The sequence below is a fragment of the Bradyrhizobium sp. T-12 genome (assembly GCF_058314695.1).
On sequence record NZ_CM177756.1, the window covers coordinates 5,960,531 to 5,977,331 of the forward strand.

Consider the following 16,801-nt stretch of genomic DNA (forward strand, 5'->3'; position numbering starts at 1 on the left):
GCCTCCCATCCGCCTCAACCGGCCTGCTTCACGCGCATGTACCATTCGACGAGCCGGCGAACCTGACGCTCGGTGTAGCCACGCTCCACCATGCGAGCGACGAACTCGCCATGCTTCTTCTCCGTCTCGCCGTCCTTCTTCGACCCGAAGGAGATGACCGGAAGCAGGTCCTCGACCTGGGAGAATATCCTCTTTTCGATCACGTCGCGAATCTTCTCGTAGGAGGTCCAGGTCGGATTCTTGCCGCCGTTCTGGGCCCGCGACCGTAACGAGAATTTGACAACCTCGTTGCGGAAGTCCTTGGGGTTGGCGATGCCCGCCGGCTTCTCGATTTTCGTCAGCTCCTGGTTCAAAAGCTCGCGATCGAGCAGTTGGCCGGTGTCGGGATCCTTGAAGTCCTGGTCCTCGATCCAGGCGTCGGCATAGTCGACGTAGCGATCGAACAGGTTCTGGCCGTAATCCGAGTAGGATTCCAGATAGGCCTTCTGGATCTCGTTGCCGATGAACTCGGCATAACGCGGCGCCAGATCCGCCTTGATGAATTCGAGATAGCGCTTCTCGACTTCCTCCGGCAGCTGCTCGCGGCGGATCGACTGCTCCAGCGCGTACATCAGATGCACGGCGTCGGCGGCCACCTCCTGCGGGTCGTGGTTGAAGGTCGCGGCCAGGATCTTGAACGCGAAGCGGGTCGAGACGCCGTCCATGCCTTCGTCGACGCCGGCGGCGTCGCGATATTCCTGGACGCTGCGCGCTTTCGGATCGGATTCCTTCAGACTCTCGCCGTCGTAGACCCGCATCTTGGCGAACACGGTGGAATTCTCGTGCTTGCGCAGGCGCGACATCACCGAGAACCGTGCCAGCGTCTCCAGCGTCGAGGGCGCGCAAGGCGCCGAGGCCAGCTCGGAACCCTGAATCAGCTTCTCGTAGATCTTCTGCTCTTCCGTGATCCGCAGGCAGTAAGGCACCTTGATCACGCAGATGCGGTCGATGAAGGCTTCGTTGTTCTTGTTGGACTTGAAGCTCGCCCACTCGGCTTCGTTGGAGTGCGCGAGGATCACGCCGGTGAACGGGATCGCGCCGATGTTCTCGGTGCCGATGTAGTTGCCTTCCTGCGTCGCGGTGAGCAGCGGGTGCAGCATCTTGATCGGGGCCTTGAACATCTCGACGAACTCGAGCACGCCCTGGTTGGCGCGGTTGAGGCCGCCGGAATAGCTGTAGGCGTCGGGATCGTTCTGCGCGTAGGTCTCCAGCTTGCGGATGTCGACCTTGCCGACCAGCGAGGAGATGTCCTGGTTGTTCTCGTCACCGGGCTCGGTCTTGGCGATTGCGATCTGGCGCAGCCGCGACGGCTGGATCTTGGCGACCCGGAACTGGGAGATGTCGCCGCCGAAGGCTTCCAGCCGCTTGTAGCACCACGGGCTCATCAAGCCGGTGAGACGCCGGCGCGGGATGCCGTATTTCTCTTCCAGCATCGGGCCGAGCTGATCGGGATCGAACAGGCTGAGCGGGCTCTCGAACACCGGGGAGAGTTCATCGCCGGCCTTGAGCACGTAGATCGGATGCACTTCCATCAGCGACTTCAGCCGCTCGGCGAGCGAAGACTTGCCGCCGCCGACCGGTCCGAGCAGATAGAGAATCTGCTTGCGCTCCTCGAGGCCCTGCGCCGCATGCCGGAAGAAACCAACGATGCGCTCGATCGTTTCTTCCATGCCGTAGAAGCCGGCGAAGGCCGGATAGGTCCGGATCGTGCGGTTCAAAAAAATACGGCCAAGGCGTGGGTCCTTGGCCGTGTCAATCGTCTGAGGTTCACCGATCGCTGCTAGCAGTCGTTCGGCCGCGTTCGCGTATTTCATGGGATCGCTTCGACACGATTCCAGATATTCCGCCATCGACATGTCGTGCTGGCTTCTCGCCTCGAACGACCGAGCGAAAGCGTTGAATAGAGAATCGTTGTACATGATCCCTCTCCGCGTGAGTTCCGCTACAAGCTGAAACGAAAGCAGTTACCGGACCGTTCCTCAGGCCGTTTCGAATCAGCGTGAGCACATGACGATCATTGGACACCCGGGTGCCAACACGACGCAACGCACAACGTAGGCACTCGTTGAGTTACGAACAGGCACATGCCCGTAATTTGTGCGAATCTCTGTCTATATTGGCTCATTTCCAAGAAATGTCACTCGGTCGCAACATCCGGGCGTTACCGGGGATGCGTTCATCCGGCGTTGCAGCATAGCGATCCCGGCGGCGATCTTATGACGCTTGTACGGCGAAGCCTTGGGCACGGCCTTGAGCATCGCCTTGGGTGCCGCGTTCATCTTCCTGCTGCAATGCGGTGCGCGGCGTGCTGGCTGCGTGCGCGTCGCGGCAAGCACGCAGCACTGTATCAAAATCGGTCGCCAGGCCCTCTGCCCGGATGACGATACGATCGTTCTGCGCATGACGGGCCAGGTTGCGCATGCTGCGCAGGTGCCGCTGCAAGTCCGGCGTCGGCGTCAGCACGATCATCTCGCGGCCGCGACACTCTTCAGCAGAAATCCGTGCGATCGAATCCCACGGCAGAAATTCATTGCCGAGGCGGAGATCGCGGATGCCGTAGCGATTGACGATGAGAACCGGACCCCGCTCGGTGGGGAGCATCCAGATCAGCCGGATCGTCACCAAGGCGAACACCACGACGCCGGCATATCCGACCATCGTGTTGTATTCGCCAAGACCATCCCACCAGTGGAAGGCAAGGGTCGCACTGAGCAGGGTCATCGCAAAGCCCGCCGCAACCAGCAGTCGCAGCAAGGTCCTACATGGGCTGATTTCGAGATCCTGCGATCCGTCGACGGATCCGGCCTGCGCGCCCGGCGGCGCACTATTGGCGACGGCGAACGCCATGCCTTCATGACGAGCGTGCATGCTTTCCCCCAGCATGGCCATTTGCGACCGAGCTATTCACCAGATGCACTGGAATCAGCCGATGGCATCCGCACAGCCACTGGTTGATAGCGAAGCGGCCGACATTACGCAACCAGACTTGACGTAACCAGACTTGGCCGAACTTCGGCCAACGACTTTTTACGCAACCCAAAGATTACGCAACCCAAGGACTTTTTCGCAACAACCCTGCTGCCGCCCGGATCGCCATGATCGCGACGGAGTTAGACTGGAGGGTATGACGCCTGTACCCTTGATTGGTTCCCTCCCGGGAGCATGTAAGCTAGAGGATAGCGCGTCAGGACCGGCGCGGAAACCCCTCGCCCGCAGGCTTGGAGATAAATAGGCATCATGAATCCCGTCAAAGAACTGGAAAAGCACGGACAAGCCGTCTGGCTGGACTTCCTGGCCCGTGGCTTCATCGCCAAGGGCGACCTGAAGCGGCTGATCGACACCGATGGCGTCAAGGGCGTCACCTCCAATCCCTCGATCTTCGAGAAGGCGATCGGCAGCTCGGACGAATACGATGCCCCGATCGGCAAGGCGCTGAAGCGCGGCGACCGGACCGTGGCCGATCTGTTCGAGGCCGTCGCGGTCGAGGACATCCAGGCCGCCGCCGACGTGCTCCGCCCGGTCTATGACCGCCTCAAAGGCGGCGACGGCTATGTCAGCCTGGAAGTCTCGCCCTATCTCGCCATGAACACATCAGGCACGGTCGCTGAAGCACGGCGGCTGTGGAAGGACGTTGGACGCAAGAACCTGATGGTGAAGGTGCCGGCAACGCCCGAGGGCCTGCCGGCGATCGAGACGCTGATCGGCGACGGCATCAGCATCAACATCACGCTGCTATTCTCCAAAGCGGTCTACCTCCAGGTGGCCGAAGCCTACATTGCCGGCCTGGAAAAATACGTCGCCGGCGGCGGCGATCCCTCGCATGTCGCGAGCGTGGCGAGCTTCTTCGTCAGCCGCATCGACTCCGTGGTCGACAAGCAGCTCGACGAGAAGATCGCCCGCGCCAACGACCCGTCCGAGAAGGAGCGGCTCGCCGCGCTGAAGGGCAAGGTCGCGATCGCCAACGCCAAGGTTGCCTACCAGGATTACAAGCGCCTGTTCTCGGGCCCCCGCTGGGACAAGCTCGCCGCCAAGGGCGCCAAGCCGCAGCGCATGCTGTGGGCCTCGACCGGCACCAAGAACAAGGATTACAGCGACGTCCTCTATGTCGAGGAGCTGATCGGCCCCGACACCATCAACACGGTGCCGCCGGCGACGCTGGACGCGTTCCGCGACCACGGCAAGCCGCGCGACAGCCTGGAAGAGAACGTCGACGACGCTCGCCGCGTGCTGGACGAGCTGGAGCGCTCGGGCATCTCGCTCGACGCCATCACCGAGGAACTGGTCAAGGACGGCGTCAAGCTGTTCGCCGACGCCGCCGACAAGCTCTACGGCGCCGTCGCCCACAAACGCGCGACCGTGCTCGCGCCCGCGCTCGATCGTCAGGAGCTCTCGCTCGGCGACGGCCTCGGCAAGGCCGTGGCCACGAGCACCGAGGAATGGCGGGCGTCCGCCAAGATCCGCCGGCTGTGGCAGCGCGACAAGTCGGTCTGGACCGGCACTGATGAGGACAAATGGCTCGGCTGGCTCGACAGCGCGGCCAAGGCCGACGTCGCCGATTACGAGGATTATGCGGGCCGGGTGAAGGGCCAGAAATTCTCCGACGCCGTCGTGCTCGGCATGGGCGGATCGAGCCTCGGCCCCGAGGTGCTGGCCGAGACCTTTGGCAAGAAGCCCGGCTTCCCGAAGCTGCACGTGCTTGATTCCACCGACCCTGCGCAGGTGCGGGCGATGGAGGCAAAGATCGACATCGCGAGCACCGTGTTCATCGTCTCGAGCAAATCGGGCGGCACCACCGAGCCGAACGCGATGAAGGACTATTTCCACGAGCAGGTTGCCAAGGCGGTGGGTGCGAAGGTGAAGACCGGCCATCGCTTCATCGCGGTGACCGATCCCGGCTCGTCGCTGGAGAAGGCCGCCAAGAAGCTGAACTACGCCCGCATCTTCCATGGCGAGCCCTCGATCGGCGGCCGCTATTCGGTGCTGTCGCCGTTCGGCCTGGTGCCGGCGGCAACCGCCGGCATCGACGTCAAGACCTTCGTCAAGCATGCGCTCGCGATGGCCCGCTCCTGCGGGCCGGACGTTCCGCCGAGCGAGAACCCCGGCGTGCAGCTCGGCCTCGCCATGGGTCTCGCCGGGCTCGAAGGCCGCGACAAGGTGACGATCCTGGCCTCGAAGAAGATCGCCGATTTCGGCGCCTGGGCCGAGCAGCTCATCGCGGAATCGACCGGCAAGGAAGGCAAGGGCCTGATCCCGATCGAGGGCGAGCCGCTGGGCGATCCCGCGGTCTACGGCAACGACCGGTTCTTCATCGACATCCGCATCGAAGGCGAAGCGGACGCCGCCCACGATTCCAAGCTCGCCGCGATCGAAGCGGCCGGCCATCCCGTGGTTCGCATCGTCATGAAGTCGATCGACCATCTCGGCCAGGAATTCTTCCGCTTCGAGATGGCGACCGCAGTCGCGGGCTCGATCCTCGGCATCAACCCGTTCGACCAGCCGGACGTGGAAGCGGCCAAGATCAAGACTCGCGAGCTGACGGCGTCGTTCGAGAAGACCGGCGCGCTGCCGGAAGAGCAGCCGGTGGTCAGCACCGATGAGGCCGATCTCTATACCGACGAGGCCAACGCCACGGCGCTGCGCGCCGCCGGCGCCAATGGCGATCTCACCTCCTGGCTGAAGGCGCATCTGTCGCGCTCGGGCGATGGCGACTATGTCGCCCTGCTCGGCTATGTCGCGCGCGACAAGGCGACGATCGACGCGCTCCAGGCCATGCGGCTCGAGGTGCGCGAGAAGCGGCATGTCGCAACCTGCGCCGAGTTCGGGCCGCGCTTCCTGCACTCCACGGGGCAGGCCTACAAGGGCGGACCCGACAGCGGCGTGTTCCTCCAGATCACCGCCGACGATGCCAAGGACCTCAAGGTGCCGGGCCAGAAGGCCAGCTTCGGCGTGATCAAGGCGGCGCAGGCGCGCGGCGATTTCGACGTGCTCACCGAGCGTGGCCGGCGCGCGTTGCGCGTCCACCTCAAGGGCGGGCTCAAGAAGGGTCTTGCCGCTCTCAACGCGGCGCTCACCGACGCGCTCACTTAAGGAATATCGCCAATGCAACTCGGCATGATCGGCCTCGGCCGGATGGGCGGCAACATCGTTCGCCGCCTGATGCGCCACGGACATTCGACCGTGGTTTACGACAAGGACGCCAAGGCCGTCGCCGGCCTCGCCGCGGACGGCGCGGTCGGCTCGGCGACGCTCGAGGAGTTCATCTCGAAACTCGAGCGCCCCCGCACCGCCTGGGTGATGCTGCCGGCCGGGCACATCACCGAGACCACGATCAATACGATCGCGGGCGTGATGCAGGAAGGCGACGTCATCATCGACGGCGGCAACACCTTCTGGCAGGACGACGTCCGCCGCGGCAAGGCGCTGAAAGCCCGCGGCATCCACTATGTCGACGTCGGCACCTCCGGCGGGGTTTGGGGCCTCGACCGCGGCTATTGCATGATGATCGGCGGCGAGAAACAGGTGGTGGACCGGCTCGACCCGATCTTCGCCGCGCTCGCGCCCGGCGCCGGCGACATTCCGCGCACCGAGGGACGCGAGGGACGCGATCCCCGCATCGAGCAGGGTTACATCCATGCCGGCCCCGTCGGTGCCGGCCACTTCGTCAAGATGATCCACAACGGCATCGAATACGGCCTGATGCAGGCCTATGCCGAAGGGTTCGACATTCTCAAGAATGCCAACATCGAGGCCCTGCCGGCGGACCATCGCTACGATTTCGATCTCGCCGACATTGCGGAAGTGTGGCGGCGCGGCTCGGTGATCCCGTCCTGGCTGCTGGACCTCACCTCGACCGCGCTCGCCGACAGCCCCCAGCTCGCCGAATATTCCGGCTTCGTGGAAGATTCCGGCGAGGGACGCTGGACCGTGAATGCCGCGATCGACGAGGCCGTGCCGGCTGAAGTGCTGACCGCGGCGCTCTACACACGTTTCCGTTCCCGTCGGGAACACACCTTCGCCGAAAAAATTCTCTCCGCGATGCGCGCGGGATTCGGCGGCCATAGGGAGCCGAAGCAGCCGGGCGCTGCGAAGTCGAAATAGCAAGTAGCGAAGCGAAGGCCAACAATTCGTGACAAAAGACCCGCAAGCCAAGCGCAAGCCGGAAAATTGCGCCTTCGTCATCTTCGGCGTGACCGGCGACCTCACCCATCGGCTGGTGATGCCATCGCTCTACAATCTCGCCGCCGAGCACCTGCTGCCTGAAAAATTCTGTGTCGTCGGCGTGGCCCGCAAGAGCCAGTCGGATGACGAGCTGCGCGACAGCCTGATGAAGGGCTTGCGCAAGTTCGCGACGCGGCCGGTCGACGACGACATCGCAAAGCAGCTGCTGCAATGCGTCACCTTCGTCGAGGCCGATCCGAAGGACCCGCCGTCGTTCGACCGCTTGCGCGAACACCTGGATTCGCTGGAATGCGCGCAGGAAACCGGCGGCAACCGCCTGTTCTACCTGGCCACGCCGCCGGCCGCGTTCGCGCCGACCGCGCGTGAGCTCGGCCGCACCGGCATGATGAAGGAGAACGGCGCCTGGCGCCGCCTCGTGATCGAAAAGCCGTTCGGCACCGATCTCGCGTCGGCCAAGGCGCTGAATGCCGAGCTTTTGAAGATCATGGACGAGCACCAGATCTACCGGATCGATCATTATCTCGGCAAGGAGACGGTGCAGAACATCCTGGTGCTGCGCTTCGCCAACGGCATGTTCGAGCCGATCTGGAATCGCAACCACATCGACCACATCCAGATCACGGTCGAGGAGAAGCTCGGCGTCGGCCATCGCGGCGGCTTCTACGATGCGACCGGCGCGCTGCGCGACATGGTGCCGAACCATCTGTTCCAGTTGATGTCGCTGGTCGCGATGGAGCCGCCGGCGCGCTTCGACGCCCATTCGGTCCGTTCCGAAAAGGCGGAGGTGCTGACGTCGATCCAGCTGCCGAGCCGGGAGGATGCGCTGAAAAACTCGGTCCGCGCGCAATATCTCGCAGGCCGCGTCGGCGACGACGATGTCCCGGACTATCGCAAGACCGAGGACGTCAAACCCGGCAGCACCACCGAGACCTTCGTTGCGCTGAAACTGATGATCGACAATTGGCGCTGGGCCGGCGTCCCCTTCTATTTGCGCACCGGCAAGGCGCTGGGCCACAAGCGCACCGAGGTCGCGATCAAGTTCAAGCAGGCGCCGTTGTCGATGTTCTCGGGGACCGACGTCGACCGCCTGTCGCAGAACTTCCTCACCATCGGTATCGCGCCGAGCGAAACCATCGAGCTTCAGTTCAACGCCAAGATCCCGGGACCGAGCATCACGATCGACGGCGTCGAGATGAAATTCAAGTACGGCGACTATTTCCAGGCCGATCCCTCGACCGGATACGAGACGCTGATCTACGACTGCATGATCGGCGACAACATCCTGTTCCAGCGCGCCGACGGCATCGAGGCCGGATGGCAGGCCGTGCAGCCGTTCCTTGACGCCTGGAAGAGTGAAGGCACCAACGGCATCGAGACCTATGAAGCCGGCAGCGACGGGCCGAAATGCGCCGACGAGCTGCTGCGGCGCGACGGGCGAAGCTGGCGGAAGTTCTCGTGATGGCCGCAGCGGGCCAGCCGAAGCTGATCGTCGCGGCCGACGCCGCAGCCCTGGCGCAGGCCGCGGCCGAGCGGGTGATGGCACGGATCGCGGCCAATCCCGGCCGCATCGCGATCTGCCTGACCGGTGGCTCCAGCCCGAAGAAGCTCTATCAATTGCTTGGCAGCGATGCATATCGCGACAAGATCCCGTGGGAGCGCGTGCATTGGTTCATCGGCGACGAGCGTTTTGTCGGCGAGAGCGACCCCCTCAACAACATGGCGGTGGCGCGCGCGACGTTTCTCGATCGCAATGCAGCCTCGAGCCACATCCACCCGATTCCGACCGGGACTGAATCTCCCGAGGAAAGCGCCGAAGCCTACGCGCGCGAGTTGCAGGCCTTCTACGGCTCTGGACGCCTCGATCCGTCGCGTCCGCTGTTCGACATGGTCCTGATGGGCGCGGGCCCGGACGGCCACACAGCTTCGCTGTTTCCCGGCTTCCCCGAGATCGAGGAGAGCGAGCGCTGGGTCGTCGGGGTGCCCAAGGCCAATGTCGCGCCTTTCGTGCCGCGAGTCTCGCTTACCCTGCCCGTCCTTGCGTCGTGCGACGAAATGCTGTTCGAGATGGCCGGGCACGACAAGCAAGCGATCTTGACGCGCCTCCTCAATGGCGAGACTCTGCCGGCGTTACGCGCGCGCTCGAAGGGTGAGACCGTCTGGCTGGTCGACCAAGCCGCGCTTCCGGAGGGTATTCGTGGCGGGCGTTGAAGCACCTTGTGCATTGATCGTGATGGGCGTGTCGGGGTCGGGCAAGAGCACGATCGCGGCAGCGCTCGGCCAGCGGCTCGGCTGGCGCTTCGAGGACGGCGACAGCTTTCATCCCGCCAGCAATGTCGAGAAGATGCGCGCCGGTCACCCGCTCACCGACGGGGACCGCTGGCCCTGGCTCAACGCCATCGCCGACGAGATCGCGCGGGTTTGCGACGAGGGCGAGCACGTCATCATCGCCTGCTCGGCGCTGAAGCACACCTACCGCGACGTGCTGCTGCGCGGACGCGACGACGTCCGCTTCATCTTCCTGAAGGGCACGAAAGAGCTGATCGCCGAGCGGCTCGCCCAGCGCAAAGGCCATTTCATGCCGCCGGGGTTGCTGACGAGCCAGTTCGAGACGCTGGAGCCGCCGGAAGCCGGCGAGCACGTCATCACCGTCTCGATCGACGAAACGGTCGAAGCGATCGTGGACGGCATCGTACGGCAGTTGAAGCTGGGCGGGGCGAAGCGCTGAGACCTGAAAAACCTGAAGGTTCTGCCATGACGCAAATCTCACTGGTCGTGTCCGACGTCGACGGCACGCTGCTGACCAAGGACAAGACCCTGACCGAGCGCGCGAGAAGCGCAGTGCAGCGGCTGCACAAGGCCGGCATCGGCTTCACCATCACCTCCAGCCGTCCCGCCATCGGCATGCGCTTTTTGATCGAACCGCTGGCGCTCTGGCTGCCGGTCGGGCCGTTCAACGGCTCCTCGATCGTCGATCCCGAGATGCGGCCGGTCGAGCAGCACCTGATCCCGGCCGGCGCGGCCGAGCGCGCCTTGCAGATCCTTCGCGAGTTCGGCGCAGACATCTGGCTCTTCACCACCGACAAATGGCTGATCGACAATCCCGGCGGCAAATACGTCGCGCATGAGCAGCACACGATCCGCTCCGATCCCACCATCGTGACGGATTTCTCGCCGTATCTCGCCAGTGCCTGCAAGATCGTCGGCGCCAGTGCCGACGCCGCCGGGCTCGAACGTTGCGAAAAGGCGATGCAGGAGGCGCTCGGCAGCGAGGCCACTGCGGTGCGCTCGCAGACCTATTATCTCGACATCACCCCGCCCGGCTTCAACAAGGGCACGTTCGTCGAGGCGATGGCCAAGCGGCTCGGCATCGCGACCAGCGCCGTCGCCACCATCGGCGACATGCAGAACGACCTCGCGATGTTCGCCGTCAGCGGCACCTCGATCGCGATGGGCAATGCCACCGACAACGTCAAGGACCAGGCGACCCACGTCACCGCGAGCAACGAGCAGGACGGTTTTGCGGAAGCGATGGAGATGATCCTGAAGCGGAACGGGGTGGGGTGAGGTATTTCAACCTCTCCCGCTTGCGGGAGAGGTCGCCGCGCAGCGGGGGGAAGCGCACCTCTCCTCCTCACTTCGACCGCTGCATCGCCGGCTTTTCGCTCTTCTGCCTTGCCGCGGACAGATTATGTGCGGTGTTGATCAGCGCGATGTGGGTCAGCGCCTGCGGGAAATTTCCGGTCTGGCGCCGGGCGACTGAATCATATTCCTCGGCCAAGAGACCAACGTCATTCGCGATGCCGGCCACGCGATCGAGCAAGGCTTGCGCCTTGTCGAGATCGCCGGCCAGCACATGGGCATCGGCCAGCCACAATGTGCAGGCCAGGAACGCACCTTCGAGCGGCGGCTGGTCCGCGGGCAACTCGCGCGGATCGTGCCTCAGCACGAAGCCGTCGCGCATCAGGCGTGTCTCGACAGCCGCGATGGTGCCGCGGATCCGCGGATCGTCCGCCGGCAGAAAACCGACGGCCGGCAGCAGCAGCACGGATGCATCGAGCAGCTTCGCGCCATAGGATTCGACGAAGGCGTTTTCCTCGGCGTCAAATCCCCTGTTGCAGACATCGCGATGAATGGCCTCGCGCAAGGTGCGCCAGTGCAGCAGCGGCGCCTTGAAGCCGAAGGTCTCGGCGCTCTTGATGCCGCGGTCGAAGGCGACCCAGGTCATGACCTTGGAGAAAACGTAGTGCCTGGGCTCGCCCCGGCGCTCCCAGATGCCGTGATCGGGCCGGTCCCAGACCTCGGCGAGATGATTGAGCACGGCGCATTCCAGCGCCCATGTCGTTTCATCGTCGAGCTTGAGCTTGGCCATGCGCGACTGGTGGAATGCGTCGATCAATTCGCCGTAGACGTCGAGCTGAAGCTGCGCATGCGCGGCATTGCCGACGCGCACCGGCTTTGCGCCCTCATAGCCGTCGAGCCAGCCGGCCTCCCATTCCAGGAGCCGCCGCTGGCCCCAGATGCCGTACATGATCTGCATGTTCGCCGGCGAGCCTGCGGCGGCGCGCAGCAGCCAATTGTGCCAGGCCAGGGCTTCCTCGGTGTAGCCCGAGTTCATCAGCGCCAGCAGCGTGAAGGTAGCATCGCGCAGCCAGCAGAAGCGGTAGTCCCAGTTCCTGCTGCCGCCGAGCTTTTCCGGCAATGACGTGGTCGGTGCTGCGACGATGCCGCCGGTCGGGCCGAAGGTCAGCGCCTTCAGCGTGATCAGCGAGCGCATGATGAGATCGCGATAGTCGCCGTCGCGGGTGCAATGGCCACACCAGTCCTTCCAGAACTCCTCGGTGTCCCGGAGCGCGGTCTCGGGATCGATCGGCGCGGGCGGCGGCAGATGCGAGGGGCCGTAGGTCAGGACGAACGGCACGGTCTCGCCTGCCCTCACCTCGAAATCTGAGACCGTGGTCAGATCCTCGCCGCGGGTCCCGACCGGCGTGCGCAACACCGTCATGTCCTGGCCGGCAATGGCCATCAGGGAATGGTCGATCCGCCGCACCCAGGGAATGTCGATGCCGAAGCCGAAGCGGATCACGAGCTCCATCCGCATCTTCACTGAGCCCTCGATGCCGCGCACCAGCCGGACGATGTCGGACGCCTTGCCGCGCGGCGGCATGAAGTCGATCAGCGCGATGGCGCCGCTCTTGGTCTCAAATCGCGTTTCGAGGATGAGGGTATCGCCGAGATAACGTCGCGATGTCCTGATGACGTCCTCGTTCGGCGCGATCAGCCAGCGGCCGTTCTTGTGGGTGCCGAGGATGGCGGCAAAGCAGGCGTCGGAATCGAAGGCCGGCCAGCACAGCCAATCGATTGAGCCGTTGCGCCCGACCAGCGCGGCGGTCTCGCAATCGCCGATCAGCGCATAGTCTTCGATCTTCTGTGACAATGTCGTGCGAGCCTGAGAAGCCCCCTTCCGATCAACTTCCGCCGTTCAATGAACGTTCCCGAGTTGCCGCTCGCAAGGCCGTGAGGTCGACCTTGGAGGCGATCTTGTCGAGCGCGACGGGAAGACGCTGGCGCCAGTTCGGGTGCTCATCGATCGTGCCGGGAATATTGGGCTGGTCGATCACGCCGAGCAAATCCTCCATCGACACCGCGAGCAGCCGCGACGGCGTGCGCGACAGGAAGGCGAGCACCGAATAGAGGTCGTTGGCCTTGATGCCGTTCTGGCGCAGGATCTCGTCGAGCGCGCCGAGCGCATCCCAGCGCGCCTGGTCGTTCTCGCCGGGATCGAGCCCGAGCGATCGCTTCATCTTGAGATCGCCAAAGGAGCGCCAGCCGGCATAGGTCGACAGGTCATGCGTGTTCAGCGTCACCAGCGCATTGGGCCTGTAGTGGTCGACGGGGCGGAAATGACCGGCATCGTCGCGCTCGAACATCATGACGAGATAGGACCAGATGCCGAAATCCTGCATCATCTCGCGGAAACCCTCCGGCACGGTGCCGAGATCCTCGCCGATCACGATGCATTTGTGGGCCGCGCTCTCGCGCGCCACGGCGCCAAGCAGCGCCTCGAACGGCATCTGCACATAGGCGCCGTTATCGGGCTTGAAGCCGCGCGGCACGAGATAAAGCCGCTTCAGCCCGAGCACGTGGTCGAGCCTGATGGCGCCGGCATGGCGCATCGAGGCCGCCAGCATGTCGGCGAACGGCACGAAAGATTGCGCTTCCAGGCCGCCGGCGTTGAAGCCGGCAAGGCCCCAATCCTGGCCGACGGTGTTGAGCACGTCGGGCGGCGCGCCGACGGCGAGATGGCGCGAGATCGCCATCTGCTCGTTCCACGCATCGAAGCCGTTGGACTGCACCCCGACGGCGACATCGAGATAGAGCCCGACCCGCATGCCGAGCTGGCTGGCGAGCTGCTTGGCGGCATGCAGCTGGCTGTCCGCCGTCCATTGCACGAACTCGACGAATTCGACCTCGCGCTTGTCGGGTCCGTTGCGCAGCCCGGCGCATTTCGCCTCGTCCGGCTGCTGCCATTCCGCCGGCCATTCCCACCACGGCACATTGAAACGATGCCGCAGCACCTCGAAACAGGCAAAGCGCGACAGCAATGGCGCGCGCTCGGCGCGGAAGGCGTCAAATTCCTTGCGGCGCGCTTGGCTCGCGCTTGTCACGAAGCTGTTGAAGGCGGCGCGCAAGGCCAGCCATTTCAGCGCCGCCATGTCGGCATAAGGCACGCGATCGCCTTCGCGCAGACGGGCGGCGGTCGCGGCTGCGTCGGGCACGAGATCAGCCGAGAATTCGGGAATGGCCTCGACGTCGATATAGAGCGGATTGAGGAACAGCCGGCTGTTCGGCGAATAGGGGCTGCAATCCGAGGGGTGGTCGTCGAACAGAACGTGCAGCGGATTGAGCCCGACGCCGTCGGCCCCGAGCTGCTTGGCGAGCCTGACCAGGTCGGCGAGGTCAGTGAAATCGCCGATGCCCCAGTTGCGGTTGGAGCGGACGCTGTAGAGCTGCACGGCGAGCAGCCAGCCGCGGTCGAAATCGCCGCCGAAGGCCCGCTCCGGCGCCACGATCATCGGCACCTCTTCCGTCACGCCTTGGGCATCGGTCAGCGTCAGGCGGTGATAACCGAGCGGCAGGTCGGCCGGCCAGGCGATCACGGGCTCGCGGGTCTTCCCCTGGGCGATCGATTTGCCGTTTGCGGTCAACGTCCATTGCAGCGGCGGCGCGCCGATCGCCGCCAATTCCGTGCGCGGATGTCCGAGCGCGCGAATCACGACCGGCCCGCTCACGAAGCGGTAAACTCGCTTCTCCGGCAGGGCGTCGAGGATGGACTTCAGGGCCACGGGGTCAGTGACCCGCAGCTTTCCGAGGGCGTCAACGAATTCGGATTGAACGCCCTTGATGCGGGCTTGAGCTAAAAGATCCATTCGGCACGCAGCTTGCAGGCCACCCTTGGGCCGGGGGCATCGATTTTAACGAGGCAGCGGAAGACGTTAGTCTGGCTCAACTCAAAACCATGCCTGCCGTTCCCAGGCGGAACTAATGACACACAAGCGGCTTTCTATATAGGTACCAAGCGTAGGTTCCCGACAAGGGAAACGGGCCCCTGCTTTCTTGTCAATGGCATCACCGTGAACAAGACAATTCAAACTGTCGAAAGTGCCGCAGCCGGCAGCGCTTTCCTCATCGAAGACGTCTATCCCGCGATCGATGGCGGCCGCTTCGCCGTGAAGCGGATCGCAGGCGAGCGGGTCGAGGTATGGGCTGATGTCTATCGCGATGGCGAGGCCGTGGTCGGGGCCGCGCTGCTCTGGCGCCCCGAGCAGGACCGGGATTGGCGGCGCGAGCCAATGATCCATCACAGCAATGACCGCTGGTCCGGCGCTTTCACGCCGGCGGAGCCCGGCCAATATGCCTATGCGATCGAGGCCTGGACCGACGAGTTCGCCACCTGGTCCCACGCCGTCGCGCGCAAGCAGCGAACCGGCGCCGATGTCAGCCTCGATGCGCTCGAGGGGGCCGGCCTCCTGACCAAGGCGCATGGCGCGCCGCAGGCCGCCGCGGCTGTCATCGTCAGACAATGCGAGGATTATCTGCAGACTGGCGATGTCACCTCGCTGCTGGCGAGCGAGCTCGGCGATGCCATGGCCGAGAGCCAGTCCCGGCCGGATTTGACCCGCTCACAGTCCTTCCCACTGACCATTGACCGCGACAGAGCGCGATTTGGCGCCTGGTATCAGATGATGCCACGCAGCCAGAGCCGGATCCCAGGCCAGCACGGCACGCTGCGCGACTGCATCGCACGCGTGCCCGATATCGCGGCGATGGGTTTTGACGTGCTTTATTTCACGCCGATCCACCCGATCGGCCACAGCCGCCGCAAGGGCCGCAACAACGCGCCGGTGGCGAGCGACGGCGAACCCGGCTCGCCCTACGCGATCGGCGCCGCCGAGGGCGGCCACGATGCACTGCATCCGGAGCTCGGCACCATCGAGGATTTTCGCGCGCTGGTCGCGACGTGCCTCGAATATGGTCTCGAGCTTGCACTGGACTTCGCCGTGCAATGCTCGCCGGACCATCCCTGGCTGACGCAGCATCCGGAATGGTTCAAATGGCGGCCCGACCGCTCGGTGCGGACCGCGGACGGCCGCTATTCCGACATCGTGATTCCCGATTTCGCCTCGGTCGACCGCATCGGCCTGTGGAACGCCTTTCGCGACGCCATGCTGTTCTGGATCGACCATGGTGTCACCATCTTCGCCATCGACAACCACGACACCGCGCCGCTGGCATTCTGGGACTGGCTGATCCGCGACATTCGCCGCCGGCATCCCGAGGTGATCCTGTTCTCCAAGGCGTTTGCGCGGCCGAAGCTGATGAAGGGCCTCGCCAAGCTCGGCTTTGCGCAGTCATTCACCTATTTCCCCTGGCGCACCTCGCGCTGGGAGCTGGAGCAATATCTCGGCGAGCTGACGCGCTATCCCGAACGCGACTTCTATCGTCCGAACCTGTTCGTCAACACGCCCGATCTGCTGCCCTATCATCTCCAGGGCGGGGACGCCTGGGCGTTCAAGTCGCGCCTCGCACTGGCGGCGACGTTGTCGGGCAGCTACGGCATGTACAGCGGGTTCGAACTGCTGGAGCACGAGGCGATCCCCGGCCGCGAGGAATATCAGGATTCCGAGAAGTATCAGATCAAGCAGCGCGACTGGGACCAGCCCGGCAACATCAAGGCCTATATTGCAGCACTCAACCGCATCCGCAACGACAACGCCGCGCTCCAGCAAACGGCGAATTTGCGTTTTCTGGACGTCGAAGACGGCGAGACCATCGCCTTTGTCAAGGAGGCGGCTGAACCCGCCAACATTGTCGTCATCGTGATCGCACTTTCCGGCCACGTGCGCGAATGCTGGCTGCCGCTCGGCGACGTCACCGTTGACGCCGGCGGGCAGCGTCACCATGTGACGACACTCGAAAACCTCCTCACCGGCGAACAGTCCCGCATCGAATGGGGCGGGATCAGGTTGCGTATCGATCCCGACCGCGATCCGGCGCATCTGTTCCGCTGCCTGGCGTAAAGGGG

At 64.3% G+C, this 16,801-nt stretch carries 11 protein-coding genes; 7 read left to right on the forward strand and 4 right to left on the reverse strand.

Annotated features, from left to right (window positions below):
- Positions 1–14 precede the first annotated feature (14 nt).
- Together AC0WRY_RS28465 and AC0WRY_RS28470 are read right to left on the reverse strand one after the other, a co-directional pair.
- The gene (locus tag AC0WRY_RS28465; protein ID WP_194404070.1) at positions 15–1,958 is read right to left on the reverse strand and encodes a PrkA family serine protein kinase; all 1,944 of its coding nucleotides are present in this window, start codon (positions 1,956–1,958) and stop codon (positions 15–17) included.
- Between the two features lie 295 nt (positions 1,959–2,253).
- A complete protein-coding gene (locus AC0WRY_RS28470) occupies positions 2,254–2,928 on the reverse strand; it encodes an STM3941 family protein (protein ID WP_491121984.1) in 675 nt (224 codons plus the stop codon).
- Between the two features lie 348 nt (positions 2,929–3,276).
- On the opposite strand from AC0WRY_RS28470, the gene AC0WRY_RS28475 reads away from it, so the two are divergent.
- From AC0WRY_RS28475 to AC0WRY_RS28500, 6 genes are read left to right on the forward strand one after another with little or no spacing between them, the layout of a single operon-like run.
- Positions 3,277–6,126: a bifunctional transaldolase/phosoglucose isomerase gene (locus tag AC0WRY_RS28475; RefSeq protein ID WP_491121986.1), complete on the forward strand. Its 2,850-nt coding sequence runs from the start codon at positions 3,277–3,279 to the stop codon at positions 6,124–6,126.
- A 12-nt stretch (positions 6,127–6,138) separates the two neighbouring features.
- Entirely contained in the window at positions 6,139–7,137 is a 999-nt protein-coding gene (gene gnd / locus AC0WRY_RS28480; protein WP_491121988.1) for a phosphogluconate dehydrogenase (NAD(+)-dependent, decarboxylating), read from the forward strand.
- 28 nt (positions 7,138–7,165) lie between these two features.
- Positions 7,166–8,677, forward strand: coding sequence for a glucose-6-phosphate dehydrogenase (gene zwf / locus AC0WRY_RS28485; RefSeq protein WP_491121990.1), 1,512 nt, complete (start codon positions 7,166–7,168; stop codon positions 8,675–8,677).
- Entirely contained in the window at positions 8,677–9,426 is a 750-nt protein-coding gene (pgl, locus tag AC0WRY_RS28490; RefSeq protein ID WP_491123508.1) for a 6-phosphogluconolactonase, read from the forward strand. Before zwf ends, pgl begins: the two co-directional genes overlap by 1 nt.
- On the forward strand, positions 9,413–9,943 hold the full coding sequence (locus tag AC0WRY_RS28495; protein WP_285807712.1) for a gluconokinase: 531 nt from the start codon (positions 9,413–9,415) through the stop codon (positions 9,941–9,943). Before pgl ends, AC0WRY_RS28495 begins: the two co-directional genes overlap by 14 nt.
- Before the next feature lie 26 nt (positions 9,944–9,969).
- Positions 9,970–10,782, forward strand: coding sequence for an HAD family hydrolase (locus AC0WRY_RS28500; RefSeq protein ID WP_212067239.1), 813 nt, complete (start codon positions 9,970–9,972; stop codon positions 10,780–10,782).
- Positions 10,783–10,849: 67 nt separating this feature from the next.
- Here the strand turns inward: AC0WRY_RS28500 and AC0WRY_RS28505 are convergent, their stop codons facing one another.
- Positions 10,850–12,652, reverse strand: a complete 1,803-nt coding sequence (locus AC0WRY_RS28505; RefSeq protein ID WP_491121992.1) for a glycoside hydrolase family 15 protein — start codon at positions 12,650–12,652, stop codon at positions 10,850–10,852.
- 31 nt (positions 12,653–12,683) lie between these two features.
- Positions 12,684–14,645 carry a 4-alpha-glucanotransferase gene (gene malQ / locus AC0WRY_RS28510; protein ID WP_212067241.1) on the reverse strand — a complete coding sequence of 654 codons (1,962 nt, stop codon included), beginning with the start codon at positions 14,643–14,645 and terminating at the stop codon, positions 12,684–12,686.
- Positions 14,646–14,849: 204 nt separating this feature from the next.
- Here malQ and AC0WRY_RS28515 point away from each other — a divergent pair, with 204 nt between their 5' ends.
- Positions 14,850–16,796 carry a maltotransferase domain-containing protein gene (locus tag AC0WRY_RS28515; RefSeq protein ID WP_491121994.1) on the forward strand — a complete coding sequence of 649 codons (1,947 nt, stop codon included), beginning with the start codon at positions 14,850–14,852 and terminating at the stop codon, positions 16,794–16,796.
- Positions 16,797–16,801: the final 5 nt, after the last annotated feature.